The sequence below is a fragment of the Salinicoccus sediminis genome (assembly GCF_000986795.1).
In the GTDB taxonomy this organism is placed as follows: Bacteria; Bacillota; Bacilli; order Staphylococcales; family Salinicoccaceae; genus Salinicoccus; species Salinicoccus sediminis.
Map to the genome: position 1 here is coordinate 652,013 of NZ_LAYZ01000001.1, position 25,281 is coordinate 677,293.

The 25,281-nt window shown below is 45.5% G+C and carries 25 protein-coding genes, 10 tRNA genes and 1 pseudogene; 10 read left to right on the forward strand and 26 right to left on the reverse strand.

The window, feature by feature from the left end:
- Positions 1-10: 10 nt before the first annotated feature.
- Positions 11-588 (forward strand): annotated as a pseudogene (locus tag WN59_RS13480) (IS30 family transposase); the annotation flags it as partial.
- 57 nt (positions 589-645) lie between these two features.
- Here the strand turns inward: WN59_RS13480 and WN59_RS03290 are convergent.
- Positions 646-1,122 (reverse strand): glutathione peroxidase, encoded by a 477-nt coding sequence (locus WN59_RS03290; protein WP_046512503.1) that lies wholly within the window; start codon positions 1,120-1,122, stop codon positions 646-648.
- A gap of 326 nt (positions 1,123-1,448) precedes the next feature.
- On the opposite strand from WN59_RS03290, the gene WN59_RS13485 reads away from it, so the two are divergent.
- A complete protein-coding gene (locus WN59_RS13485) occupies positions 1,449-1,640 on the forward strand; it encodes a tyrosine-type recombinase/integrase (protein ID WP_082099136.1) in 192 nt (63 codons plus the stop codon).
- A 125-nt stretch (positions 1,641-1,765) separates the two neighbouring features.
- On the opposite strand, the gene WN59_RS03295 is transcribed toward WN59_RS13485, so the two are convergent.
- The 8 genes from WN59_RS03295 to WN59_RS03330 form a co-directional block, all read right to left on the reverse strand.
- Positions 1,766-1,853, reverse strand: a tRNA-Ser gene (locus WN59_RS03295).
- A gap of 43 nt (positions 1,854-1,896) precedes the next feature.
- Positions 1,897-1,968: transfer RNA gene (locus WN59_RS03300), tRNA-Glu, on the reverse strand.
- Positions 1,969-1,971: 3 nt separating this feature from the next.
- Positions 1,972-2,046: transfer RNA gene (locus tag WN59_RS03305), tRNA-Asn, on the reverse strand.
- A 6-nt stretch (positions 2,047-2,052) separates the two neighbouring features.
- Positions 2,053-2,126 (reverse strand) — tRNA-Gly (locus WN59_RS03310).
- Between the two features lie 18 nt (positions 2,127-2,144).
- Positions 2,145-2,217: transfer RNA gene (locus WN59_RS03315), tRNA-His, on the reverse strand.
- A gap of 7 nt (positions 2,218-2,224) precedes the next feature.
- Positions 2,225-2,297 (reverse strand) — tRNA-Phe (locus WN59_RS03320).
- Between the two features lie 21 nt (positions 2,298-2,318).
- Positions 2,319-2,394 (reverse strand) — tRNA-Asp (locus WN59_RS03325).
- Between the two features lie 17 nt (positions 2,395-2,411).
- Positions 2,412-2,485: transfer RNA gene (locus WN59_RS03330), tRNA-Met, on the reverse strand.
- Positions 2,486-2,907: 422 nt separating this feature from the next.
- On the opposite strand from WN59_RS03330, the gene WN59_RS03335 reads away from it, so the two are divergent.
- The gene (locus WN59_RS03335; protein ID WP_052747251.1) at positions 2,908-3,474 is read left to right on the forward strand and encodes a thermonuclease family protein; all 567 of its coding nucleotides are present in this window, start codon (positions 2,908-2,910) and stop codon (positions 3,472-3,474) included.
- Positions 3,475-3,516: 42 nt separating this feature from the next.
- Here WN59_RS03335 and WN59_RS03340 read toward each other — a convergent pair whose 3' ends face one another.
- The gene (locus tag WN59_RS03340) at positions 3,517-3,867 is read right to left on the reverse strand and encodes a winged helix-turn-helix transcriptional regulator (protein ID WP_046512508.1); all 351 of its coding nucleotides are present in this window, start codon (positions 3,865-3,867) and stop codon (positions 3,517-3,519) included.
- A 139-nt stretch (positions 3,868-4,006) separates the two neighbouring features.
- Here WN59_RS03340 and WN59_RS03345 point away from each other — a divergent pair, with 139 nt between their 5' ends.
- Together WN59_RS03345 and WN59_RS03350 are read left to right on the forward strand one after the other, a co-directional pair.
- On the forward strand, positions 4,007-4,855 hold the full coding sequence (locus tag WN59_RS03345; protein WP_046512511.1) for a VOC family protein: 849 nt from the start codon (positions 4,007-4,009) through the stop codon (positions 4,853-4,855).
- Positions 4,856-4,983: 128 nt separating this feature from the next.
- Complete coding sequence (locus tag WN59_RS03350; RefSeq protein ID WP_046512515.1) at positions 4,984-5,487, forward strand: GNAT family N-acetyltransferase; 504 nt, start codon at positions 4,984-4,986, stop codon at positions 5,485-5,487.
- Between the two features lie 465 nt (positions 5,488-5,952).
- Here WN59_RS03350 and WN59_RS03355 read toward each other — a convergent pair.
- The 3 genes from WN59_RS03355 to WN59_RS03365 all read right to left on the reverse strand — a co-directional run bounded on the left by WN59_RS03355 (position 5,953) and on the right by WN59_RS03365 (position 6,803).
- A tRNA-Ser gene (locus WN59_RS03355) sits at positions 5,953-6,041 on the reverse strand.
- A gap of 1 nt (position 6,042) precedes the next feature.
- Positions 6,043-6,117, reverse strand: a tRNA-Asn gene (locus WN59_RS03360).
- 89 nt (positions 6,118-6,206) lie between these two features.
- Positions 6,207-6,803 carry a competence protein ComK gene (locus tag WN59_RS03365; RefSeq protein WP_046512519.1) on the reverse strand — a complete coding sequence of 199 codons (597 nt, stop codon included), beginning with the start codon at positions 6,801-6,803 and terminating at the stop codon, positions 6,207-6,209.
- Between the two features lie 215 nt (positions 6,804-7,018).
- Here WN59_RS03365 and WN59_RS03370 point away from each other — a divergent pair, with 215 nt between their 5' ends.
- On the forward strand, positions 7,019-7,243 hold the full coding sequence (locus WN59_RS03370) for a hypothetical protein (RefSeq protein ID WP_046512523.1): 225 nt from the start codon (positions 7,019-7,021) through the stop codon (positions 7,241-7,243).
- A 60-nt stretch (positions 7,244-7,303) separates the two neighbouring features.
- Here the strand turns inward: WN59_RS03370 and WN59_RS03375 are convergent, their stop codons facing one another.
- From WN59_RS03375 to hemE, 4 genes are all read right to left on the reverse strand, one after another.
- A complete protein-coding gene (locus tag WN59_RS03375; protein WP_046512527.1) occupies positions 7,304-8,293 on the reverse strand; it encodes a lipoate--protein ligase in 990 nt (329 codons plus the stop codon).
- 65 nt (positions 8,294-8,358) lie between these two features.
- Complete coding sequence (gene hemY, locus WN59_RS03380; RefSeq protein WP_046512532.1) at positions 8,359-9,729, reverse strand: protoporphyrinogen oxidase; 1,371 nt, start codon at positions 9,727-9,729, stop codon at positions 8,359-8,361.
- A gap of 18 nt (positions 9,730-9,747) precedes the next feature.
- Positions 9,748-10,665 (reverse strand): ferrochelatase, encoded by a 918-nt coding sequence (gene hemH / locus WN59_RS03385; protein WP_046512536.1) that lies wholly within the window; start codon positions 10,663-10,665, stop codon positions 9,748-9,750.
- A gap of 6 nt (positions 10,666-10,671) precedes the next feature.
- Entirely contained in the window at positions 10,672-11,697 is a 1,026-nt protein-coding gene (gene hemE / locus WN59_RS03390) for a uroporphyrinogen decarboxylase (protein ID WP_046512541.1), read from the reverse strand.
- 165 nt (positions 11,698-11,862) lie between these two features.
- Here hemE and WN59_RS03395 point away from each other — a divergent pair, with 165 nt between their 5' ends.
- On the forward strand, positions 11,863-12,399 hold the full coding sequence (locus WN59_RS03395; protein WP_046512544.1) for a hypothetical protein: 537 nt from the start codon (positions 11,863-11,865) through the stop codon (positions 12,397-12,399).
- A 13-nt stretch (positions 12,400-12,412) separates the two neighbouring features.
- On the opposite strand, the gene WN59_RS03400 is transcribed toward WN59_RS03395, so the two are convergent.
- The gene (locus WN59_RS03400; protein WP_046512548.1) at positions 12,413-13,615 is read right to left on the reverse strand and encodes an ABC transporter permease; all 1,203 of its coding nucleotides are present in this window, start codon (positions 13,613-13,615) and stop codon (positions 12,413-12,415) included.
- Positions 13,608-14,348, reverse strand: coding sequence for an ABC transporter ATP-binding protein (locus WN59_RS03405; RefSeq protein ID WP_046512551.1), 741 nt, complete (start codon positions 14,346-14,348; stop codon positions 13,608-13,610). The genes WN59_RS03400 and WN59_RS03405 overlap by 8 nt, the downstream gene beginning before the upstream one ends.
- 85 nt (positions 14,349-14,433) lie before the next feature.
- Between WN59_RS03405 and WN59_RS03410 the strand changes: the two genes are divergently transcribed.
- The 3 genes from WN59_RS03410 to WN59_RS03420 all read left to right on the forward strand — a co-directional run bounded on the left by WN59_RS03410 (position 14,434) and on the right by WN59_RS03420 (position 16,453).
- Positions 14,434-14,862: an HIT family protein gene (locus WN59_RS03410; protein ID WP_046512554.1), complete on the forward strand. Its 429-nt coding sequence runs from the start codon at positions 14,434-14,436 to the stop codon at positions 14,860-14,862.
- Positions 14,863-14,916: 54 nt separating this feature from the next.
- Complete coding sequence (locus tag WN59_RS03415) at positions 14,917-15,300, forward strand: YtxH domain-containing protein (protein ID WP_046512557.1); 384 nt, start codon at positions 14,917-14,919, stop codon at positions 15,298-15,300.
- Positions 15,301-15,394: 94 nt separating this feature from the next.
- Positions 15,395-16,453 carry a peptidylprolyl isomerase gene (locus WN59_RS03420; RefSeq protein WP_046512561.1) on the forward strand — a complete coding sequence of 353 codons (1,059 nt, stop codon included), beginning with the start codon at positions 15,395-15,397 and terminating at the stop codon, positions 16,451-16,453.
- A 39-nt stretch (positions 16,454-16,492) separates the two neighbouring features.
- Here the strand turns inward: WN59_RS03420 and yhaM are convergent, their stop codons facing one another.
- From yhaM to WN59_RS03455, 7 genes are all read right to left on the reverse strand, one after another.
- Complete coding sequence (yhaM, locus tag WN59_RS03425; protein ID WP_046512863.1) at positions 16,493-17,434, reverse strand: 3'-5' exoribonuclease YhaM; 942 nt, start codon at positions 17,432-17,434, stop codon at positions 16,493-16,495.
- Between the two features lie 10 nt (positions 17,435-17,444).
- Complete coding sequence (locus WN59_RS03430; protein WP_046512565.1) at positions 17,445-20,372, reverse strand: ATP-binding protein; 2,928 nt, start codon at positions 20,370-20,372, stop codon at positions 17,445-17,447.
- 7 nt (positions 20,373-20,379) lie between these two features.
- Positions 20,380-21,564, reverse strand: a complete 1,185-nt coding sequence (locus WN59_RS03435) for a metallophosphoesterase family protein (RefSeq protein WP_046512568.1) — start codon at positions 21,562-21,564, stop codon at positions 20,380-20,382.
- Positions 21,565-21,653: 89 nt separating this feature from the next.
- Complete coding sequence (locus WN59_RS03440; protein WP_046512571.1) at positions 21,654-22,010, reverse strand: YlbF family regulator; 357 nt, start codon at positions 22,008-22,010, stop codon at positions 21,654-21,656.
- Positions 22,011-22,065: 55 nt separating this feature from the next.
- Positions 22,066-23,187, reverse strand: a complete 1,122-nt coding sequence (locus WN59_RS03445; protein ID WP_231577088.1) for a DUF445 domain-containing protein — start codon at positions 23,185-23,187, stop codon at positions 22,066-22,068.
- A 95-nt stretch (positions 23,188-23,282) separates the two neighbouring features.
- A complete protein-coding gene (xdrA, locus tag WN59_RS03450; RefSeq protein ID WP_017549234.1) occupies positions 23,283-23,738 on the reverse strand; it encodes an XRE family transcriptional regulator XdrA in 456 nt (151 codons plus the stop codon).
- A gap of 167 nt (positions 23,739-23,905) precedes the next feature.
- Positions 23,906-25,210, reverse strand: a complete 1,305-nt coding sequence (locus WN59_RS03455) for a dicarboxylate/amino acid:cation symporter (protein ID WP_046512580.1) — start codon at positions 25,208-25,210, stop codon at positions 23,906-23,908.
- Positions 25,211-25,281 lie beyond the last annotated feature (71 nt).

A 25,281-nucleotide genomic window follows, 5' to 3' on the forward strand; every position in this document is an offset into this window, starting at 1 on the left:
GCACCGAAGCCTGCGTCATAAAGGCAAACGGCAGAAACCCAAAGAGACACGGGGCCGGTTCAATATCGGCACTTCCATTCGTAAGCGGCCGAAATCGATCAGAAAACGGCACACGTTCGGCCATTGCGAACTCGACACGGTCGTTTCCAGCCGGGGCAAAAGTAAGGGCTGCCTGGCCACTATTGTCGAACGGAAACCTCGGTGGTATGTCGCGTTGAAAATGAAAGACCGTTCCGCCGGCGCCATGGCACAGGCGGTAAGCACACTGCATTGTCAGTTGCCTGCGGGTGCCTTCCGGACGGCAACCGTCGATCGGGGCAAAGAATTCGCGTGTTACAAAACACTGGAACAGACATTGGGGATTTCAGTCTATTTCGCTGATCCCTATGCCTCGTGGCAACGGGGCAGTAAAGAAAATGCCAACGGCCTGCTCCGGGAATTCTTTCCAAAGCGCACAGATCTCGCTATTGATTTCAGGCGAAGCCGTTCTCCAGGCGCTGTCTCTGATTAATCAAAGACTCCGGAAATGTCTGGGATGCAAAAACAACACACGAAGGGGTTCAGGAAGAACTGTTGCACTTAAATTGACAAACGGTCATATACAAAAACAACCCCTAAATCAAAATTTGAAGGGATGCCTGCTACTTATCTTTTTAACAACTCTTCTATACTTGTAACCATGTCCTTTGGACTTGTTTTTGGAGCGAATCGCTTCACTCTTTTACCATCAGGACTAACTAGAAATTTAGTGAAGTTCCATTTTATAGAATCCCCCATAGTACCTGGCGCTTGTTCTTTGAGATATTTAAAGAGTGGGGCAGCATCTTTACCATTAATTACAGTTAACTGATGCATAGGGAAAGTAACTCCATATGTTAACCTGCAAGATTCTGCGGACTCTGCGGCACTGCCCAACTCCTGTTTAAACTGATTGGAAGGAAAACCCAATATAATTAATCCATTTTCTTTATACTTCTGATATAGCATTTCAAGTTCTTCAAACTGTCCGCTCAAACCACATTTAGTAGCTGTATTTACTATAATCATCGGTTGTCCTTCATATTGTTTTAAATTATATGATTCACCGTCTTCCATTGTTACTTCATAGTCATAAATTGACAATATAATCACTCTTCTCTACGTATTTATTAATAACTATTATATTTTCTTTATAAAGTAATATCAAAAGTAATGCATTCGTTTCACCTTTTAGAAGTGACGTGTTCTTTGGTGCGCTCGGGTCCACGGAGAGTTGCGATTTCGTATAGAGATTCAAAACCGATATTTGCGCCCGAGCGCAATTTTGATTCATTCAATTCATCAGCTACTTTTATAAAACGACTAGTCTGTGATTTGTCTAAATCCATCTTCTCCAACCACTTACTAAACTCACCATGAGCAAGGTCGTCACCACACGTGCGTGAAAACTGCTGCTTCAGCTCTAGGTTCTGCAGAACCTCAAGCTAAACGTCACACCTCATGCCATCAGACACAGTCACTGCAGCGTTTTACTCAGTGAAGGGGTTAGTATCAATTATGTATCTAAACGCCCAGGACCCGCTTCTATTGCAATCACACAACAAGTTTACGCCCACTTATTAGAAGATAAACATACGATAGACCTACTCAACACACTCTGAGCAGGTCTTTTTTTTTTATGACGATATGTGCCACAGAATTGAATGAAATACATTTTAACAAAAATAAAAACCCTTTAATATCAAGGGTTTCAGGTAGGACGTTCGATTGAATTTCATAAAAAAAACGGACAGTGAGGGATTCGAACCCTCGATACGGGGTTGCCGTATACACGCGTTCCAGGCGTGCGCCTTCAGCCACTCGGCCAACTGTCCATATTGGAATTAAAACAGAAGTGAGCTGCTCACTTCTGTTTGATGACCCGTACGGGACTCGAACCCGTGTTACCGCCGTGAAAGGGCGGTGTCTTAACCGCTTGACCAACGGGCCATATGGCTCCACAGGTAGGATTCGAACCTACGACCGATCGGTTAACAGCCGATAGCTCTACCACTGAGCTACTGTGGAATAAAATGGAGCGGGTGATCGGAATCGAACCGACGACATCAGCTTGGAAGGCTGGGGTTATACCATTTAACTACACCCGCATATAATATTTTATCAAGGGCGGATGATGGGGATCGAACCCACGAATGCCGGAGCCACAATCCGGTGCGTTAACCACTTCGCCACAACCGCCATAATATGGTTCAGGACGGAATCGAACCGCCGACACTGTGAGCTTCAATCACATGCTCTACCGACTGAGCTACTGAACCTTGTTATGTATGATATAAAAATGGCGGTCCCGACGGGAATTGAACCCGCGATCTCCTGCGTGACAGGCAGGCATGTTAACCGCTACACCACGGGACCTCCATAAAATAAAAAAATTGCGGGAGGTGGATTCGAACCACCGACCTCCGGGTTATGAGCCCGACGAGCTTCCAGACTGCTCCATCCCGCGCTAATATTATTTATGCCGTTTTTCAACGTCTGATATATATATTATACGTTTTGTTAAATCTTTTCAAGTGATTTTCATAACTTTATTGAGACAAATTTACACTTTATCAAATTCAGAAGTGTATAAGTATATTATGTGCAATCAGGGTATAACTCCGTAAATGCTTTAGGAGGCTAAATAATGAGTGATTTTTCAACTGAAAACCATTCATTCTGGAGCGCTTCGGTCGACCTCCCCTCTTTCCCAGCCGCAAAAGAAGATTTTTTATACCGGTATTCTGATAGTCGGCGGAGGCATCAGCGGGCTAGTGAATTATAAAAGTGAAACATGATGGCCCTCTTCCTGTTTGATCATGAACAAACCTTTAAAATTCCCGTCAATATAATATAATAAGCATGATTCAGCTTTAAAAGGATGTTTTTATGAAGGAACAGAATACCCGTGGAAAGAAGAAATTGACCATCCCCTCCATAATACTGCTGCTGATTGTGATTGTGGCCTCCTCCCTTGTAAAGGAAGAGAAACCGGGTGAGCCACGCTCTGAAGCCGAAATTTCCGGAAATGACCACTCCGGTGACAGAGTCCAGGTGACTGTCGATGAATTCATCGACGGTGATACGACACGATTCAATTATGAAGGTGCAAGCGAAAGTTTCAGATATCTCATGATTGACACACCGGAGACAGGACATTCCAGGCACAGAGAAGAACCGTTCGGTGCAGAGGCCGCGGAACGCGCCCGTGAGCTGCTTGAAGATGCAGACAAGATCGAAGTGGAATTTGATGCGGGACCCGCCCGGGATGACTACGGACGATATTTGACATATGTGTATGCAGATGGCGAAATGATCAATGAAATACTCGTAAGGGAGGGCCTGGCAGAAGTGAAATATGTCAATCCTCCCAATGACACCCATGCTGATCTGCTCTATGAGGCACAGGAAAAGGCACGGTCGGAAAATTTGGGGATCTGGTCTCAAAGTAATTAAAAAAACGAGCGCCCTCTTCCATTATGGAGAGAGACGCTCATTTCATTGGTGGGATTCGGTCAAATCTGTCTCATCAGATGTTTTAGGTGGAATCCAGTCCTGGGACCATTGCTCAATATCTCTTAAGACAGGTTCAAGGGAACGCCCTTTGTCTGTAAGTGAATATTCGATTATGACAGGAGTCTCGGGGTATACGTCTCTTTTGACAAGACCCTCCTGCTCCATATCTTTAAGTCTGTCGGAAAGTACCTTGCCACTTACACCGATGGCGGACTGTATAGCGCCGAATCGCTGCGGTGCATCAAGCATCTGGTAGATGACCAGCGCCGTCCACCTCTGGCTGAGTAATGAAACAGCTTTTTCAAACCTTGGGCAAAGTGTCGATTGTTTCATTTCTTATCACTTCCTTCCAGTACATTGTACCATAACAACTAAATAATTAAAAGATATTATATCTCTTTACATAATTAATTATTTATTATATACTTAGTTACATAAAGTAACAAATTAAGAATCGATGGAGGATACAAATATGAAGTTTCATACACCACCTGCTGCACATGTAGAACACGTTAAGCTGAACGTCTCCGATCTGGACCATTCAATTGAATTTTATACAAAGACATTGGGTTTTTCCCTGTTGGACAAAAATGACCAGTCTGCAAACCTGACCGCAGATGGAGAAACAAGCATCCTTTCTCTCCACCAGCCGGAAAACGCCGCTCCAAAGGGCAGAACTTCGGGATTGTACCATTTCGCGATCCTGCTTCCGGAGCGTTCAGACCTTGCTGGGATCACTTTACAGCTTGCACATAAGAACATCCGCTTCGGATCCGCCGACCACCTGGTCAGCGAAGCCCTCTACCTGAACGACCCGGACGGTAACGGCATTGAAATATATATCGACCGTCCGGCCGAGGAATGGAGTTGGAAAAACGGACGTGTTGACATGACAACCGACCCGCTGGATTTCGAAGATCTCCTGAAATCATTCGATCCCAATACACAATGGGATGGCATGCCGGCAGGCACTGTGATGGGCCACCTTCACCTGCATGTAGGGAACATCGATGATGCAGTCAAGTTCTACACAGACGGCCTCGGACTTGAAATCGTCTGCGACCTCGCCGGCCAGGCGATGTTCATGTCCACAGAAAAATACCACCACCATATCGCAGTGAATATATGGAACGGAATCGGCGCACCTGCCCCGGATGAAAATAGCGTCGGCCTCAATCATTATGTACTCAGATACCCTGATGAGACTTCAAGGGATGCTGCAGTTTCAAGACTTGAAGAAAACGGCTTTGATGTCACACGCGAAGATGACAGGATCTTCTCCGCCGATCCTTCAGGAAGCCGCGTAGAACTCGCTTTTTAATTTCATATATATGCAGTCAAAAAAGCTATCCTCAACAGGATAGCTTTTTTATCATTGTTTTACCATTTTGCGGCTGTTGCTGTTAAAATGGCAGTATGTAAGAAATCAATCAAATGCAGGAGGCAGACATGAAACTACGCCCGTTGGAAGAAACAGACCTTGAATTCATCCATGAACTTGCCAATGATTATTCATTGATGTCATATTGGTTCGAAGAACCCTATAATTCATTGGGGAAATTGACAGAACACTACCGGAACAACAATTCCGGAGAATCTGCAAGAAGATTCGTTGTCATGAATGAACAGGACAAGGTTGGAATCGTGGATCTTGACTATATCGACTTTATCCACCGCCATTGCGAAATCATGCTGATCATCAAGCCCGAGTTCAGTGGAAACGGCTTCGCAAAATTCGCATTCAAAGAAGCGACTAAATATGCTTTTGAAGTGTTGAACATGCACAAAGTGTATTTGTATGTAGATGTCGAGAACGAAAAAGCAGTAGGAATATACAAAAAACAAGGTTTTAAAAATGAGGGTGTCCTGAGAGAACACTTTTATGCAAAAGGAAAGTACAAAGATGCTGCATTCATGTCCATACTGAAGCAGGAATGGCTGAAAAATGAGTAGAAGGACGATAAAATCCTAAACGTTCGTATATTTCAGACCAATCCCCTGAAAGAGGTTCGTCTATTATTTTATAAAGGCTGTGTCACATTATATGGAAACATTCAGAGTTACTGTCGCCCCATCATTGGATGAATATCTTTCACTTATAAGGCTATGATACAAAGACTACTTTAGGCGCTTGACTTTCTTCACCTGATTCGGAAAAATTTCATTCCCGTTCAGCATCAAGTGTCCCCGGCCCTCATCCTTGGCCTTCTGGATTGCTTCCCTCAGGCTCTCAACCGTGTGGATATTGGTATAGATAGTCTGCCTCAGCCGGTTCTTATATATTATCCTGAATTTCTTTATAGCGATCCCCCCTCAACATATCTCTACATATAATTTTAATATTATGTAAAGAAATTATCAAACCATTGAACTGTTAAAATAAAAAAGACCCGTAAACAAATTGTTTACGGGGTGTAACGGAGATGGAGGGATTTGAACCCTCGCGCCGGCAGAACCGACCTACACCCTTAGCAGGGGCGCCTCTTCAGCCACTTGAGTACATCTCCATGGCTCCACAGGTAGGATTCGAACCTACGACCGATCGGTTAACAGCCGATAGCTCTACCACTGAGCTACTGTGGAACAATGTTATTTTTTCAATCGAACATTTACAATTATATCTATTTCCACAGGGTTTTTCAAGCGTTTCAGGGCATGTTTTATGTTAAAATTTACACTCCCCCCCTGGATTGCAGACCGTTTATATAATTTATATAGGAATGGTATATTGTTTCATTAATCTGGGCGGATTCCCCTCTTCCGAGTGCGGGATACTGGAAGTGCATCCCCATCTCTTTCTTCTGGTACTTTTCCTTTTGCTGATTGAACCGGTAATGCAGTTTGAGGGCATTCAGGTACTGGTTGTTGAACGATGAGTAGGAAATATCCACTTCGAGCTCTTCGTTATTGGAAAATTGTATGCGTGTCATGCCGTTATTGTCCCAGTAGGCCTGGACATGCTTTATATTGAACCAGTTGTTCTCCTGGACTCTGTCCGAATTTGTGCAGAAATATATGTATGCCCCGAACAGGTCCACAATCACCGGAATCTTACTGGTAATATTCGTCAGGGATTTGGTGAGGTCTTTTCTGGCGATGTAGTTCTGGGAATGTTTCCGGCAGTTCTTCTCTATCACTTTGTTGGGATTGAGCCGGCAGCCGAGACTGTCTCCATAGGTTTCCCCTATCCGGCTCTCAATACTGCCGTTATTGTTGACTGAGACAATGTACATCGTTTCTTCATGTATCTGATACTGGAGTCTGTTCATGCTGCTCCCCCTTGTCTAAATATTCTAAATACATGATACCATATGTTAACTATTTTGTTAACAATAATATAGTTAAATTAAATTATTTGTTAATAAAAGGCACTAAGTTGTAATATTACATTAATAAATAGTCTAAATATTCAAAACTCTGTTTGACCTGCCCCAAAACGTGTTATATAATTTGTAACAACCATTTAGATGAAGGGGGATTAGGGATGAATAAACAAGTATACCCGGTTAATCAGTTGCGAGTCTTCATCAACACGATCAATGATCTTTCCGCTGAACTCCTGTTACAAGAAGCGATGGATGAATACAATCGTAAATCATACAATGATAAGATTGAGGAAGCGCTCTTGGAAAAAGACGAGGAAAAGTTCATTAAATACACAAATCTGCTAAAGGAATTGACTGATGAAGATACAGAAGAGGATGAATGACGATAAAAAAAGCTGACTTTACCTGTACTGAGTACATAGTGTAAAGTCAGCTTATTTATATTATACGATAAGGTCCAGAAGCTCTTCACGGGTGATGCGGCCCAGGTAATGCGAGATATCCACATCTTTTAATGCCTCCGCAATTTTTCCCCTGTCATGCTCCACTCCGATCAGTTTTTCTTCTATGACATCAATTTCACCGACACCGAAGAAATCGCCGAAAATTTTTGCATGCTCTATCCGGCCCTTTTTTACGTCCAGCCTGATATCCAGCAGACCCGCCGGGAATTTATGGGACACATTGAAGTTATATTTCGGATTTTTACCATAGTTCCAGTCCCATGTCTGGTATTTCTCTTCAGAAAGCTTGTTGATTTTCTCCCAGTCTGCGTCAGTGAGTACATATTCTTCGATCTGGTCATCACCGCCGAAGATATATCTCAGGATTTTACGCTTGAATTCCTCTATATCAATCTTCTCATCCAGAAAATCATTGATATTGCCGACACGGCCCCTGACCGATTTTACGCCTTTGGATTCAATCTTTTTGGGGTTTACCTTGAGCGCATTCTGCACCTCTGAAATATCACTGTCGAGCATGAGCGTCCCGTGTGAGAACATCCTGCCCCTCTGGCTGAACATCGCATTGCCCGACACTTTCTTTCCATTGATCTCAAGATCGTTTCTACCCGACAGTTCTGCCGGTATGCCCATGTCATTCAACGCATCGACAATCGGCTGCGTGAATTTACTGAAATTATGGAAACTGTTTCCATCATCTTCTGTAATGAAGCTGAAATTCAGATTCCCTTCGTCATGATAGACTGCTCCGCCGCCGGAGACACGCCTTACCACTTTGATGCCGTTCTCCCTGATGTACGATTCATTGATCTCTTCTATGGTGTTCTGGTTTTTACCAATGATGATCGACGGCTGATTCACATAGAACAGGAAATAGGAATCATCGGTCGGTATTTCACGGAGGACATACTCCTCCATGGCAAGGTTGATCATCGGATCAGTAATATTGTTGTTTGATATAAACTTCACTTTTTTCCCTCCTCAAAAAAATGGCCGGATATTATTATAATAACATTCCGGCCTGAAGTTTCCATTTATTTGGTTATGCTTTCCACGGCTGCCTTTGCCTGGCTGACACAATCCGGCAGGCCCACACCATGATGGGATGCCCCTGTAAGGACGATGCCGGGATAATGTTCCCTCATATGCTTGGTGACTGCATCCACTCTGGACTTGTGACCCACTTTATACTGGGGCATGGAGCGCTTCATCTTCGTAACGATTGTGAACTCGGGAGCACCTTCAAGATCCATGATCTTATCCAGGTCCCGCCTTGCCAAATCGGCGATTTCCCCGTCGCTTTTCTCATGGATGATGAATTCCCCCGGCCGGCCGACATATGCCCTCAGGAGCGCCTTTCCTGATGGAGTGGAGTGCTTCCATTTCTTGCTTGTCCATGTACATGCTGTAATGGCAGTATCCATTCTCCGTGATACGACGAAGCCTGTGCCGTCGATATCATTCTTCACCTGATGCTGGTCGAATGCCATGACGACCGTCGCCACACTGGTTGCTTCCATATGTTTGAAATACTCAAGCGGCAGGTCATTGAACCACCGCTTGTACTGGAAATGGGGAGTGGTGATGATTATGCGGTCGTACTCTTCCAGACCGTCATTCACCTGCACTGTATATGATTCACCATTTTTGGTGATGGCTTCCACATCGCTCTCAAAATGAACATTGACCCCGTTGCCAATGTTCACTTCCAGAAGACGGTCGATAAAAGACTGGAGACCGTTCCTGAACTGCAGGAACTGGCCTTGTTTCCTGCCAGCAGGCTTGTCCGATGAAGCCGGCTTCTCCGCAATGGCGCCCTTGATGAGACTGCCGTACTTCTCTTCTCTCTCTTTGAAGTAAGGGAATGTCGACATCAGGCTCAACTCATCGATGTTTGTTGCATATATCCCTGAAAGGAGCGGCTCTATCATATTTTCAAGGACATCGTCGCCAAGCCTTCTTCTGAAGAACCTTCCCACTGATACATCCGTATACAGACGGGAAGGTTTCTTGAAGATATCGAGCCCTGCGGCGAGCTTTCCTGAAGCTGAGACCAGATCAGTAGTAAGGAACGGCCAGAGCTTCGTCGGCACACCGAGCACAGCACCTTTTGGTAATGCGGATAATTTATTGTTCGAATATATATAGGATTGCCCTGTTGAATTCCTCAACAGGTCATCCCCCATGCCGATTTCTTCAGCCAGTTCGGTCATTATCGTCTTCCTTGCCAAATAGGATTCCGGCCCGAGCTCGATGGTATAACCGTCCCTCTGGTACGTCCTGATTTTACCGCCGGCCCGGCTGTCTTTCTCAAACAGGTCTATTTCCAGATCATTGTACTTTGAGAGATAGTATGCCGCTGACAGCCCCGTAATACCTGCTCCGATTATGGCTACTTTCTTCACTTTGATCAGCCTTCTTTACTACAGTTTGTTGATTTCGTTGATCATCGCCTGTATGAAGCGGTCATCCGTATTCGGCATTGCAGGCCGGTGGTAGCCCGCCCCCACTTCATCACACACTAATTTACATTCGTAGTCATTATCATACAGTACTTCAAGATGTTCGCACACAAAGCCGACCGGCAGGTAGATGAAATGGCTGTAGCCGTGGGCTCTGTGAAGGTCTCTGGTCAGATCCTGGACATCCGGGCCGAGCCACGGGTCCGGTGTGTTGCCTTCAGACTGCCAGCCGACATGCACGTTCTGGAGGTCTGCATGCTTTCTGATAAGCTCCGCAGTCTCTTCCAGCTGGGCCGGATACGGATCGTTGTGCTCTTTGATTTTTTCCGGAAGACTGTGTGCACTGACAATGACTGCTGTATCCTGCAGTTTTGCTTCAGGTATTTCCATGAGCGAAGATTTCACCGCTTCTGTCCAGAAATCGATGAACGGTTCCTGCTCATAGAACGATTCGACAGACTTGATGCTGATGCCGTATTTTTCGCCTTCAGCCTTCGCCCGTTTGTTGTAAGAGCCTACTGAAAACTCGGAATAATGAGGTGCAAGCACAACGGAAACCGCTTCTTTGATGCCATGGTCACTCATGGATTCGACCGCATCCTCGATGAACGGGTCGATATGCTTGAGTCCGATGAACAGTTCATATTCGACTTCACTTTGCGATGCGTTCAATTTATTGACTAGCGCTTCCGCCTGTCTTTTGGTGGTATCTGCAAGCGGAGAGATACCTCCGATTGCCTCATAGCGGTCCTTCAGATCCTGAAGTGCCTCCTCTGAAGGTTTTCTTCCGTGTCTGATGTGTGTGTAATACGGTTCAATGTCTTCCTCTTTATAGGGCGTACCATACGCCATCACTAATAGTCCCTTTTTCATTGCCATTCAAGATCACTTTCCTTTGCTGTATTCATGTACAAATGTAGTCAGTCGTTTCAATGTTTCCGGCTCGACTTCAGGGAATACCCCGTGTCCCAGGTTGAAGATGTGACCATGGCTTCCGCCCTGGTCAAGGATTTCTTTCGCTCTTTGTTCAATGACTTCCCAGTCGGCGAGAAGCAGTGCCGGATCCAGGTTGCCCTGGAGGGCTTTTTTCACGCCCATTTCACGCGCTTCACTGATGGAGGTTCTCCAATCGAGGCCCATCACATCCATATCCAGTTTATTCCATTCCGGAATAAGATGGGATGCGCCGATACCGAAGACAATGACCGGCACTCCCATCTCCCTGATACTGTCGATGATCTGGTTCATGTAAGGGGCAAGGTAATGTGCATAGTCCGCTTTGTTCAGTGCACCGCCCCATGAATCGAATATCTGGATAAGCCCCGCACCCGATTCGACCTGTGCCCTGAGATAGCGGATGCTCATTTCAGCCAGTTTTTCCATGAGTCTGAACCACGTCTTTGGCTGATTATACATCATTGATTTAGTTTTGTGATAGTTCTTTGTCGGGCCGCCTTCAATCATGTAGCTTGCCACCGTGAACGGCGCCCCGCAGAAACCGATCAAAGGAACATTCAATTTCTCTTTGGTCAGTATCTCGATCGTCTTATAGACATAGTCAAGGTCTTTATACGGATCAAGCTCACCAAGTTTCTCCACATCACTGATATGGCGGATGGGATTGTGGATTACGGGACCGACTCCCGCCTTTATCTCCACGTCTATGCCGATGGGAGCCAGCGGGGAAACAATATCCTTATACAGCACTGCAGCATCCACGTTATAATTTTCGACAGGGGTCGCTGTCAAGTATGCGGTCAGCTCGGGCTGGTGCGTAATTTCCATAAGGGAATATTTCTCTTTGACTTTATTGTACTCCGGCTGGCTGCGTCCAACCTGTCTCATGAACCAGACAGGAGTATAATCCGTCTTTTCCCCTCTTGCCGCTTTGATGATAGTATCATTGAACAATGTATTTTCCTCCAATATTCTATATATCACTCAATATTCTAACATACTGATGATAATAATTATTAATTACATGCATAATGTCAAAAAATCGATTTATTTGGTTTGCGTTTACTGAAAGTTGATTTAAGGTATGTATATACCAAGACTATTTAAGAGGTGAACATAATGGAACTACATTTGACAACAGGAACACTGAGGTATTTAAAAGGCATCAAACACGAACATCCGGAGGTCCATATCGGTGCAATGGGCCAGGATGCCATCCTTTTTTATGAAGACGACAACAATGATTCATTTTTCACTTCACGCCACACCTACGATATCGAACATTCAAAAGGTGAACTCGACGATGAAAATGCCACGTCGGCGCATTTCATCCCCATCCCCGACAACAAAAAGGGCACGATGCACGGGCATCTTTCCGACCTGGTGGAAGCATTGGGGGCTACAAACGGAGTGATGGCCTTCAGAACAGGGGAAGCTGTGAACGACGAGTCTTTTGTCGTACTGATCCAGTGGGCGGCGGCCTCCACATACAGCGATTTCAAACACACGGATGCATATCGCTCATACCTGAGCAGCGAAGCATTGAAAAAATTCCGTACGGCGGAATCTTTATTCCACCAATCCATCTCCGCAAGGTTCTTCCTGCCGCTTAAGGACAACGATGAACAGGCCGAAGACCCTGAAGACGAATTTTAAGCGACTGATGTCATCAGTCGCTTAATTCCTGCTCTTTTTTATATACGGTTCTGCTGAACACCCTGTTTGTCAAGTATCCCCATAGCGGGAAGACAAGTGCGATATAGGCAAACACCGGATGGATGGCGGCAAAAATGATGCCGAAGACCAGTGATACGGAGAATACCGTCTTGTGTGAGAACGTGACATAGCTTTTCTGGATGAAGGATCGGTCGACCGGCCACACTTTCGGCCAGAGCAGATAGGCCTGGGCCGAGTAGATCTGGGACATCTGAAGTACGATGACGTATATCCCGAACAGACCTGTGACGATGGAGACATAAAGATTGCCCATCCACACCATCACGATGCCAAAGAGTATGATGAGCCTCAGAATGATCATCGGCAGGTCATGGTCCCTTGCAAACGTCCTGTAGAAAAGGAACTCATACATCCTCTCTTTGCCGAATGAGGCACCCCCCGGCTTCCACAGCAGCGGGTCCAGGTATTTCCTTCTTTTGAACTGCTTGTCGATATGGTTCACATTGGTGAACATGGAGACATTTCTGTAATACCGGTTGAGCTGCACTTCCTCATGTTCTATATATGCATTCCAGTCAAGGGCGGGGTATTCACGCCCCCTTACATATCTGTCCGCCGCAAAAAGGAGTACCAATGAAAGTATCAGCCATGCCGGGTGCTGCAGCACGAGCATCAGGCTGAGTATATCCATCACAAAGAGGATGACGGTCGTTAAAGCAATGGAAACCCCGGTATTGATGACGCGCTTCCTTATATGGAAATTGACGGTGTAATGGATGAGTGACAGGAGCAGGAACAGTGTGATGCCAACCGGCCCATGTCCGACTGTGAGAATCAGCAGTGCAATTACTGCAGCCGCGACAGCTTTTGAAATGCCGAGCATGAGCGAATACCGGCCGGCATTTTTAAAATAGGTTCCCATACGTCTTTCATACGGCAGCAGGAAGATACCGTCCGCAGGTTTCATGAGCGACCGGTAGCCCGGCAGCAGAAACAGGGCAACCAGGGCAGAAGCAATCAGATCCAGCCACACCGACGGTTCCAGTGTCTGGAGTATGCCGAGCAGCGAATAAAGGAATACCCCTCCGGCGATGGTGAGGAATATCAGAAAATGGCTGTTGAATATGAATTTGCCGTAGTAGCTGCGGCGCCTTATATCTTCATTCACCCTCGGTCTGAATAGATTATCAGGCATCGGCGGCAGTGCCTCCTGTAATCTTCAGATAAACCTCATCAAGAGAGGCACCTGCCATATCAAGGGAATCGCGGAGTTCCCCGAGAGTGCCGTCCGCAACCATGCGGCCGCTGTCGATGATCGCAAAGCGGTCGCAGTATTTCTCCGCCGTGGCCAGTATATGTGTACTCATCAGTATGGAGCGCCCCGCATCCCGCTCCCTGACCATCAGGTCGATGAGCGAATCTATGCCTAACGGGTCAAGGCCTAAAAACGGCTCATCGATGATATACAGGTCCGGCCGGGCCAGAAATGCACAGACCAGCATTACTTTCTGCTTCATCCCTTTGGAGAAATGTGTCGGGAACATATTGATCTTCGTATCCAGCCTGAATATTCCAAGCAGCTCCCCCGCCCGCTCCAGTGCATCCTCTTCCTCTATGCCGTATGCCATGGCGGTCATCAGTATATGCTCATTGAGTGTCAGTTCCTCATACAGTACAGGGGTTTCCGGTATATATGCGAGACGCTTCCTGTAGCTTTCGGCATCTTCACTGATTGTGGTGCCGTCCACACGGATTTCGCCCGAATGCGGCCGCAGGAGTCCCAGTATATGTTTGATGGTCGTACTCTTCCCTGCACCGTTCAGGCCGATAAGCCCGACAATTTCCCCCTTTTTGATATCAAGGGAGACATCATGTATGACAGGGGTCTTCGAGTATCCGCCCGTCAGATGTTCTATTTTCAGTACCATAACCGACTTCCTTTTATTTGTGATCATTTATTTGTATACTTATATTAAATTAATATATCATAACTGAACTATGGAGGTACAATGAATGACTAAAACAATTTTTGAGAAAATAGCCGATCGTGAAATCCCTTCAAACATCGTATATGAAGATGAGGTATGCATCGCTTTCACGGATGCATTCCCGCTTTCCAAAGGGCATACACTCGTCATACCGAGGAAACCTGTGCCGGATATATATGACCTGGATGACGAAACGGGCGCCCACATCATGAAAGTGGTCTCCAAAGTTGCAAATGCCATAAAGGATGCTTTCGGACCGGCCGGACTGAACGTTGTCCAGAACAATGGTGAATACGCCTCACAGACTGTTTTCCACCTCCACTTCCATCTCATACCAAGATATGAGGACGAATACGACGGGTTCAGCTACAACTGGAAACAGAATCCGGATGAACGCACAGATGAACAGAAAAAAGAGATCGAAGAGGCCATCAAAAACCGGCTTGATGTATAACATTCCGGCGGTTTGGGTAAAGAGACATAAATGGCAAAAAGGACGTGACACTTAATGAAACTCAAAAACGCAGGTATCGGTTTCCTCGTCGGTGTAACCGGGGGAACACTGATCGCAATGCTCAATGCCCCGAAATCAGGGAGCGAGCTCCAGGCTTCACTGAAGTCCGGTTCGGGCAACATGAAGTCCCAGATGGATCAGCTGAAAATCGAAGCGGACGAGGTCAAATCTTCTTTTCTGAAAACAAAGCATGAGTCCCAGGAAGTGTTCAAGACACTGGGAGATGAGATCAAGACGATGATCAGCAACTACCAGGCGGATATTTCACCGAATATTGAACGCATACAAAAGAACGTCGAAAATCTCCAGAACCGCGGTGAAGAAGTTCAGGAATCAGTGGGGAAAATCCAGGATAACTTCAAATTCAAATTTAAATAGGCCTTTACAAAGCAGCAGGTTACAAAGATTTGTACCCTGCTGCTTTCTTGTGATATATTAGCTTTTGTAGTCTAAACCAAAGGAGACTTGAACAATGAAAAAGAAATTAGCTCCGATTGTCATTAGTTTCGGACTGATTGGCCTCGCCGGCTGCTCAGACGATAATGGAGGCGGAAACAGTGAAAATGGTGAAACGGAATTCGGCAATGTGCTCTCAACGAGTGATGCAGGGGATGTCACTACAGACGATATCCTGAACCAGATAGGCACAAGCACGGTTGCAAACCAGACATTCCAGCTCACCCTCGATAATATCCTGAAAGACAAATACAGTGACGCAGTGGACACTGAACAGATTGAGTCCCAGACAGATGAAGAGATTGAACAGATGGGCGGGGAGGAACAGTTCTCCATGGCACTTCAACAGCAGCAGCCCGGCATGACTGTTGACAAATATAAGGAACAGCGCATAACAAACGCCTACCATGATAAGTTCTTCGAAGAGAAGTTTGAAGTGACGGATGAAAAGGCGATGGAGAATACAAGGGAAGCTTCGCATATACTTATTGCAGTGAAGGATGAAGAATCTGAAGAATCCGCACCGCAGCAGCAGCAGGCACCCCAAAGTGATTTGACTGATGAAGAGGCGAAGCAAAAAGCTGAAGACCTTAAAAAGCAGCTTGACGAAGGTGCCGATTTCGGAGAACTCGCCAAAGAAGAATCACATGATACCGGCAGTGCCGAAAATAATGGCTCTCTCGGCTATGTCCAGAAAGGACAGATGGTCGAAGGCTTCGATAAAGCATTGTTCGAACTCGAAAAAGGTGAAGTTTCCGATGTGGTCAAATCAGAATTCGGCTATCACATCATAAAGCGCCATGATGAGGAAAACATCGAAGATGAACTGCCACAGATTAAAAAGCAGATGGTGAGCAAGGAGATACAGGAAAACCAGGATAAAGTGCTTGAATACTACAAAGAAGTGCTCGAAGAGTATAATGCAGACTTCGAAAACGAAGACATCAGGACTTTCATCGAAGACACTTATCTGAACCCGGAATCCCAGCAGTCACCTGAGCAACCGACGACGGAACAGCCTGCAGAGGGCGAAGATGCTTCTGCAGAGGAATCCACTGAAGAAAACGCAGAATAACCAAAAACTGCCGCGGAAATTCCGCGGCAGTTTTTGGTTTCATTCAAATTTTTCCGGACGGTAGAACGCACGGTTCTCGAGCGGGAATATACGGTCGGTAAACGTCCCCTTATCCGTCTGGCTGGTGTGTTTGTCCATCATCATCATGCGGGCATCGATGTTGTCTATGAAATGCAGGATCTCCGCCTCTTTGATCATAGGCTGCTTTGGAGAACCGTATTCAAGTTTACCATGATGGCTCAGTATCAGGTGCTTCAGGAGCATGACTTCCTCGCCTTCGATGTTCAGTTCATCGGCCACGCGTGTAATTTCATCATTTGCTATCACAATATGGCCGATGAGATTCCCTTCCACGGTATAGGTGGTACCCACCGGGCCGGTCAGCTCCTTCACCTTGCCGATATCGTGCAGGATGATCGCACTGTACAGAAGGCTCCGATTCAGGGACGGATATATGTCACAGAGTGCTTCTGCCGTCCTGAGCATATAGTGGACATGGTATGCGAGTCCTGAGACGAAGTCATGATGGTTTGTCATGGCTGCCGGGAATGTCAGGAACTCCCTGCCATATTTATTAAGAAGCTGACGGACAATCCTCTGGAGACTGCCGTTTTCAATCTTGATCACATAATCCATTATGCTTTCATAAAGTGCGTCTTCGTCCATCGGCGCTTTTTCGACAAAATCTTTGGGATTGAGACCGTCCTCTTCTTTAGCTGTTCTGAAAGTCGCTATTTTCATCTGTCTCTTATTGCGGTAGTCGATGACGTCGCCTTTGACTTTGATCAGTGTTTCAGGCTTCAGCACCTCCATATCCTCTTTTGAAACTGTCCACAGTTTCGCTTCGATTTCTCCCGTACGGTCCTGGAGGAATAGAGTCATATAGGGTTTCCCCTGCGTGGTCACTCCCTGCTGGCTCCTTTTTATCAGGTAGAAAGTTTCCACGCTGTCCCCCGGCTTAAGCTTTGATATATTATTAATCAGAGCCACCTCATTTCACTTTTTCTTTTAGTTTTATCGTCTGCTGGGAAGGTATCGAACTGTCAAGATTACAAGTAAAGTACAACACCTGATCCGTCACTTCATTGCGGAGATAATCCATGATGATTTTCTTGCGTTCCCTGTCGAAATGTACAAAGGCATCATCTATGATGAGGGGAAGCTGGTAGTAGCCCTTGAGTGCTTTGATCAGGCTCAGTCTGAGACTGATGTACAGCATTTCCTTGGTGGACTGGGAAAGCTCGAGCGGATGGAACAGCTGCCCGTTGCTGTGCCTTACTTTGATGCCGTCCTCATCGTAGATCACATTGATGTATCTTCCGCGCGTCACACTTTCAAAAATGGACCTTGCCTCCTCTATGACGATCGGCAGACGCTCATCCTTGATCGCTTTGATGTGGGTTTCAATCAGTATGCGTATATAGTTCAGGGACATATACTCGCGGGAGAGGCCCTGAATCTGATTTTTGCGCATTTCAAACATATGATTGAGTTCACTGAGCTTACCGTCGCTTTCGAGGCCTGCGATTTCAGAGTTGATTTCCGCAAGCGCCTTCTGCTCATGCTGGATCTTACTGTTGAACTCCTCGATCTGAGTTGAAATATTCTCTTCTTCCTCTTTCAGGTCGGCTAGCAGGAAGCGGGACAGTTCATTTCTTGAATCATAGTCGAAATGTTCTTCATCAAGTTTCGTAGTCAGTTCTTTGAACTTTGCGACATTGTCATGATATTCTTCATGTTTCCTCGCGTAATAGTAATACTCTTCCTCGTCTTCCGCATCCACATATTCAAGCAGTTTTCGGACTTCCTGTGCAGAGACGGAATTCCTTTCTTCCAGAACGTTGATTTCATTTTCGAGCAATTTGATCTGGTCGTCCAGCCTTGTATAATGCGACTGGTCCTTGTACATTTTTGAAACCGTGCTCTTTATATCATAAAAGATGCTGCTCTCATCATATTGGATATCCATTGAAGAAATATCATTTTTCACTTCAGTCTTGAATTCCCGAAGTTCTTTTTGGATATTGTCGATCTCAAGTTTGTGTCTGTTGATCTGATTGCGTTTCTGTTTGATCTCCCGGATCGTGTGGATGGCATCCACGATATATTTGTTTTCAATATCCGGGTTTACCCTGAGATTCTTTTTCACATTGAGCAGATCGGTGTTGAGGGAGTCATTAAGCGCTTCTTTTACGGAAAGTGCCTCCTTCATCTCTTCAAGCTTCACATTGGAAGAGATCCGCTTTGTGTTCTGGGTCTTCAGGTCCATTTTCAGATCCCTTGCATCATTGATGTCAAAGTCTACATCATTGTTCCGTCTGATTGTATCGATGATGTCCTCGAGCTCGCGCACTTCCTTCTGGTAGTCCGTCTTCAGTGATTCATCCTCTTTCTGGTTGGTGAGCATGAGCAGCAGCAGGGTAACGATGCCGATGGCTGCAAATACACCGCCCATCAGCCAGTTCGACGAGAACAGATAATAGATGCCAATCAGAAGTGCGATGACACTGATCCCGATGATGAGGACGGACTGCCCTCTTTTGACTTTGTTCCTCTCGCGCTTTTCCCGCTCATAGTCCTTCTCAATCAGCTTGAACATCTTCTCTTTCTCTTTCAGTTCATACTCTCGGTCCATCAGCTCTTTTTTGATGCGCAGCCGTTCTTCGCCGATCTGTGAATCTTCAAGATGTTCAATATCCTGGTCAAGCTGTCTGATATCGGACTTCAGGTGGTCTATCTCCCTGATCAGATACTGCTCTTCAAGTACTGCCTCATCCAGTTTTGAAAGAAGCGTCTGGACGGATTCCTTGACGATATTGGAGTCATCCACATCATCGTGTTCCTGCTGCCAGCCGATATCCTTCTGAAGATTATGGATATCATCCCCGAGAGTTTCAACAGCTGTATTGAGGCGGGTGACTTCGAGCTTCTTCTGTTTGATATCCGGTTCCCTCTTCTGGATTCTTTCAAGACAGGCAAGGTGCTCTTTATCAGGCAGATCTATCAATGAAATTTCGTTCTTCAGTGATTTCAGTTTTTCCGCCCTTAATCCGATATCCCTCTGAATCTGCTGGCTCTGGTTTTTCAGGCCTTCATACCTTTCCACCCCCTGTTCAGGGAACATGACAGGTTCTATGTTGAGTTTGTCTTCGAGCGACTTCCATACTTTGATATCAGAGTGATACATGACTTCCTTCATCTTCTGTTTCCTGATGGTTTCAAGCTGATGCAGGGCATTCTTCTTTGCATTCAGGCTTTCTTCGGTCTTAGACTGCTCATTGATGAGCGTCTTATACCTTTCTTCGTGCTGTTCGAGGTTTTTGATCTTTTCATTCACGTCTGCGATTTCTTCAAGCTCCTGGTTGACCTTCGGATTGATGCCATTCTTTTTATAGATTGATTTGAGTTCTGCATCGATCGCACTCAGCATTTCATCATATTCATGTGACCCGAGGGCCCCGGCGCGGAGAAGGTATTCCTGAAGCTTGTCTTCGGTCATATTTTTATGGATATCCTGCAGGCCGAGTACATCAAATGAGAATATCGACCGGTATGTCTTCTTGTCGATGAAGTTCAGTTTCTTGACCAGCCAGTCCTCGCTTCTCACAGTACCGTCATGGAAGTATATCTTCACATCACCCTGTACCTTCCCCTTGATGCGCTCTATCTCAACCGGCCCCGGTTCATCGGGGAATTGGACCGTCAGCTTCCCCCCGTACAGATTATGCATACGGGGCTCCCTTCTCGGTTCCTGTTCCTTCCTCGTCGGAAAACCGAACAATATTGAATGGATGAAGGACTGCATAGTTGATTTGCCCGCTTCATTCTCACCGAATATCTGGACAAACTTCTGGTTTGTATTGAGTTCCGTTTCTGTAATCTTGCCGTATCCGTATATATTCAACGATATGATCTTCATATACCCACTACTTCCTCATAAGCATTTTAAGGCGTTCTTCGCCCTCATCCAGCAGATCTTCCTGCTCCAGTTCCTGGATAGGCAGGAGATAGCGGTTAAGCCTCGGATCCATGTACATTGAATTGACAGCCTCTTTGAACAATGTGTCATTGGATGAATAACTTGCCTTTATGTCATTGAGCAGTGCTATGCTGTCCTGGTTCATGTACTTGAGATGCAGATTGTCGATCCATACAAAATCCTTGAGATCCCTCTCGTCTTCCTTAAGAAGTTCGATGACTTCATTGAAATCCGGTTCCGAGATGATTTCATCACCATCATGGTAAAGTGTCAGCTGTATAATCTGTTTCCCTTTCTCCCTGAGCCTGTGCTTGAATTCCACTATCGACTGGTAAAGATCCTGCTTATTGAGGGAAGAGACATCAAGTGTATATTCAGAGAAGATGATGTCCTGGACAGGGATGAACTTCGTGTCGAGGTATACATCGTCCCCCGACACGTAGATGAATCCTTTCTCCCCGTATTCATTTTTATGCCGTCCCTGTATATTTCCCGAATACTGGATCGGCGGCAGATCACTCAGCTGTTCGCGCTGATGGATGTGGCCGAGCGCCCAGTAATGATAGAGTTTCTGATTCAAATTTTCGAGGTTGAACTCCGTATACCTTTCCTGCCTGTAGCTTCCTTTGGAATACGTGCCGTGCAGGAGGCCGATATGGATGCCTTCATTCATCGTGTTGACCGGATAGCTGTCCAGCTTGTTTTCATAGGAGTCATCAAGGAAATAGCTGAAACCGTGCAGGAAGATCCTTTCACCTTTCGAACTGATCATCTCATATGTTTCTACATTCTCTTTAAATACAGTAACATTATCCGGCCATACAGTTTTAAAACCATCCGTCAGAGGATCATGGTTGCCGTGGATGACATAAGCGAAAATACCATTTTCCTTGAGCCTGTCGAACTGCCGCTTCATGAATATTTCCGATTTTAACGTACGGTTCGCCTTATCGAAAACATCACCGGCTATTACAATGAAATCCACTTTGTTTTCTATGGCGAAATCGATCATTCTTTCAACGCTTTTATATGTGCTGTCCATCAGAGCATTCAGGATTCCGCCCGGCATCCTTGTTCTGGATTTGAAAGGGCTGTCCAGATGCAGGTCTGCACAATGTATGAATTTGACCATTCGTCTCACCTGACTTTTCATAAAATCATTTATGTATAGTATACCAAAAAACAGAAAAGAAAGAGGCCTGTAACAGACCTCTTTCCATATTAATTTTGATTCTCGAGACCGTAAAGTTCTTCAATCGGTTTCATGATCACTCTATTGAGATCCTGAATCAGCTGGCTCATTTTCTGTTCTGCTTCCATCAACGATTTGATGTTTTCATCTTTCTCAATATCTTCAGCAGATTTCTGTGCTTTCTGGACTTCCTCTTCCTGGATTTCCTCACCCTGCATCTGCTTTTGCTGAAGGTTCATCTGGATCTCCCTGAATTCATCAAAAAGTGCTTTTGATTCAGGATTTTCATTTACTTTGCCGTAGAACTCCTTCATATTCTGGAATTCTTCAGATTGACGGAGTGCACTCTCAAGTGCGTTCGCCTGATCATATACGTTGACTGTCATTAGTTTAAAACTCCTTTTTACACAAGATATAACTACTGTAACACACTTGACCCTGTTATAAAAAGGCTACGATGATTCCCTGAAAAACTCCTATGATGCCGCCCAGAACGAACCCCAGCACTTTGATCATCTTGAATTCCTTATCTGCAATATCAAGGACCAGTTTTTCAATGTAGCTCAGTTCAAAACTGTCGATCTGCTTTTTTATCACCTGTGCGAGATGCAGCTTTTCAAATATCCTGCCGGTATTGCGCCCGAGGTATTCCACAATGTTATCAAGCAGCCTGTACTTGCCACGCTCTTTGAAGGATTCGAACATTTCCGGATTGAAGTCGGCAATCGGCCGATCCAGGATCGCATCGATATTAATGCGCTCCTTCAGTATATCCGAGACACTCTCTAAAAGTCTGTCCCTGTCCCTTTCACTCAGCAGCTCACTGAGTTCATATGCCTTTATCCTCGCGTACTCTTCTTCTATGATCCGGTTTTGTATATCTGTCATCTTGGGATGATGGATCAGTTTGATCAGTTCACTCTGAATATTTTCGACGATGGACTCCTTGCTCATGATATATTTGATCGATCTCGCAAGCTTTCCCCTGTTCTCTATAAATTCATCCGTCATTGTATAAAGGTCCCTGTAACCCTTCTCAGAGAGCAGATACTCTTTTACTTTCATCATCGCCTGCGGCTGGAGCGCTTCCACTTTGTCATCCATGGTTTTCAAAGCATCGGACGGAATCAGTTCATGGACCTTCCTATGATAGAGCTTCCCCCCTTCGGATGACACTTTATCTTCGATTTCCCTGTTGAAGCTGTTGGCTATCTTATCGGACAGACCTTCGCTCAGCCGCTCCAGGAAATACCTTGGGCTCAGTCTTTCATGCTCAATGGTTTCAATCTGCTTATCTATGAACAGCATGATGAAATTTCTTGTTTCAGGACTCTCTATCTTTTTGATGAATACATCAGGTGTCAGAAGATGCCCTATAATTATGTTACCAAGTTTACCGGAAGCCTCTTCCCTCCGTCTCGGTATGACACCCGGCGTAAACGGCAGCCTGCGCCCGAACAGGTATTTTGCCTCATATGGCCTGAACAGCATCTTGATTGCGAGTATGTTGGTCAGCCCGCCGATGAATGAACCGACGATTCCCATGAAAATTATCATTGTCACTGCATTCAACTATAACCCCTCCAAAGTATTGCCATTATCCGTGAATTGCCCCTGGATAAAAGAAAAGCACCTTCCGGTGCTTTTATGAAAATATATTAAACCGGCTGCAGATCTGTCTGTCTCATGAAGAACGTACGAATTTCACGCTCGATATACGAGGCATGAACCGGATGATTGTCAGGGTCAATGACCCTGTATATATTATTACTTTTATTGAATTCCAGACTGTAACCATTTTTCCTCTCGATTTCTTCCCAGTAGACCGCTTCTGCTTCATAGTTCGGGTACACACAGTGACCTCTTGATATCACCTGTGCAAGCTCGAGCGGGTCTCCGCCGAAAGTATTTGTGAGCACTTCGCTCTCTCTGAACAATGCACACAATGAAATGCAGGTGGTCCAATTTGGCAGGATGCGTTCTTTCTCTATTTGTACGAGCGTCTTCTTTGAGAGCCCGATAGTATGACTCATGGAGTCCTGTGTATAACCTGCTTCAGTCCTGACCATTTTGAACTTGGACTGCAGTATCTCAGTAAAATCCTGTTTATCCATTTCTTTCTTCCTTTCAAATCTGCCTTATATATTGTAATATTCCAATGCTATAATAATACACTTTTAATATAATAATATATTTCGGCAAAAAATAAAAGGGGCATGCATCATTATTCATCAAGTGTTCATGATGCGCCCCTTTTAGTTATTCATTTGTTATAGTTCCATCAAGCGTTTGGCTTGGTGCTTTCCAAACCTTTTTTCTCTTCCTTGACATCCTGCTGATGGTCAAGGACAGTTGCAATCGCTGCATCACCTGTGATGTTCGTCATCGTCCGTGTCATATCAAGCAGACGGTCGATACCGATGATGATACCGATTGCCGCCGGATCGAGTCCGACCGCTGTAAGCACCATGGCGAGCATAACCAGGCCGACACCTGGAACACCGGCGGTGCCGATACTCGCGATTGTAGCGATGATGACCACCGTAACCATCTGCATTAGTGTCAGATCGATTCCCGACAGCTGGGCGATGAATACGGTCGCAACCCCCTGCATAATCGATGTTCCGTCCATGTTGATTGTTGCACCGAGAGGCTGTACGAAACTTGAAATACCTTTACGGATTCCAAGACGCTTCTGGGCAGTCTCCATGGAAATCGGCAGCACTGCGCTGGATGATGATGTACTGAAAGCCACACCCATCGCCGGCGCGAACTGTTTGATGAACCAGATGAAACTCTTCTTGGCCATGAATTGAACCATGGAACCATAGACGAGCGCCATATGGATGAAGAGAGCAGCAAGCACACAGACGAAGTACATGCCCAGCTGCTGGATGGCTCCGAAACCAGCCTGTGTAAAGGCTGTTGCAACGAGTCCGAATGCCCCGATCGCTGCAAAGTATTTCATGATGGCCATTACAATCCACATGACAACCTCATTGGCCTGTTCAAACAATTTGACGACAGCACCAATCTTATCTTTGACAGAAATCATCGCGATACCGACGAAAATGGCAAATGCAATGATCTGCAGCATATTGTCAGTCGCCATGGCATCGAAAATATTTGTCGGAATGATATTGATCAGTGTCTGGTCGAATGTCTGCTCTATAGCAGCACCGGTTTCCCCGCCTTCGAGTTCGGTGTCGCGGTATTCTGAAACTTCGTCCGAATCCAGCAGCTCTGCCTGCCCTGCGCCCGGCCGTACAACAGTTGCCAGGACTATCGCAATTGTAATGGCAATCGCTGTCGTTACAAGATAGAATCCAAGGGTTTTAATGCCAAGGCTCCCGAGTGTTTTCGGGTCGCCTACGTTATAGACACCAAGCACAATGGATATGAACACTACAGGAACAACCATCATGAAGATCATGTTCAGGAATAATTGCCCGATTACGTTGAATATGTATTGATCAATCCATTGTACCCAGGCCTGGTCCCCCATGGGACTTAGAATTGAACCTATTGTGATACCTAAAATCAAACCTAATACGATATACAGAGTCAATCTGTTACCGACTTTCATAAAATCCCCCCATAACTTTGAAAGTGCTTGTCTCATTATAAGACTATACATTCATATTTGTAAACTGATAT

Bases quoted from the DNA above. Each gene is read 5' to 3' on its own strand.
- WN59_RS03365 (WP_046512519.1), bottom strand. From the start codon at position 6,803: ATGAACAGACTCCAGTATCAGATACATGAAGAAACGATGTACATTGTC.
- WN59_RS03455 (WP_046512580.1), bottom strand. From the start codon at position 25,210: ATGAAAGTCGGTAACAGATTGACTCTGTATATCGTATTAGGTTTGATT.
- WN59_RS03370 (WP_046512523.1), top strand. From the start codon at position 7,019: ATGAATAAACAAGTATACCCGGTTAATCAGTTGCGAGTCTTCATCAAC.
- WN59_RS03410 (WP_046512554.1), top strand. From the start codon at position 14,434: ATGACTAAAACAATTTTTGAGAAAATAGCCGATCGTGAAATCCCTTCA.
- hemH (WP_046512536.1), bottom strand. From the start codon at position 10,665: ATGGCAATGAAAAAGGGACTATTAGTGATGGCGTATGGTACGCCCTAT.
- WN59_RS03420 (WP_046512561.1), top strand. From the start codon at position 15,395: ATGAAAAAGAAATTAGCTCCGATTGTCATTAGTTTCGGACTGATTGGC.
- xdrA (WP_017549234.1), bottom strand. From the start codon at position 23,738: ATGGATAAACAGGATTTTACTGAGATACTGCAGTCCAAGTTCAAAATG.
- WN59_RS03440 (WP_046512571.1), bottom strand. From the start codon at position 22,010: ATGACAGTCAACGTATATGATCAGGCGAACGCACTTGAGAGTGCACTC.
- WN59_RS03350 (WP_046512515.1), top strand. From the start codon at position 4,984: ATGAAACTACGCCCGTTGGAAGAAACAGACCTTGAATTCATCCATGAA.
- WN59_RS03395 (WP_046512544.1), top strand. From the start codon at position 11,863: ATGGAACTACATTTGACAACAGGAACACTGAGGTATTTAAAAGGCATC.
- WN59_RS03345 (WP_046512511.1), top strand. From the start codon at position 4,007: ATGAAGTTTCATACACCACCTGCTGCACATGTAGAACACGTTAAGCTG.
- WN59_RS03405 (WP_046512551.1), bottom strand. From the start codon at position 14,348: ATGGTACTGAAAATAGAACATCTGACGGGCGGATACTCGAAGACCCCT.
- WN59_RS03340 (WP_046512508.1), bottom strand. From the start codon at position 3,867: ATGAAACAATCGACACTTTGCCCAAGGTTTGAAAAAGCTGTTTCATTA.
- WN59_RS03400 (WP_046512548.1), bottom strand. From the start codon at position 13,615: ATGCCTGATAATCTATTCAGACCGAGGGTGAATGAAGATATAAGGCGC.
- WN59_RS03435 (WP_046512568.1), bottom strand. From the start codon at position 21,564: ATGGTCAAATTCATACATTGTGCAGACCTGCATCTGGACAGCCCTTTC.
- WN59_RS03335 (WP_052747251.1), top strand. From the start codon at position 2,908: ATGAAGGAACAGAATACCCGTGGAAAGAAGAAATTGACCATCCCCTCC.
- WN59_RS03430 (WP_046512565.1), bottom strand. From the start codon at position 20,372: ATGAAGATCATATCGTTGAATATATACGGATACGGCAAGATTACAGAA.
- WN59_RS03415 (WP_046512557.1), top strand. From the start codon at position 14,917: ATGAAACTCAAAAACGCAGGTATCGGTTTCCTCGTCGGTGTAACCGGG.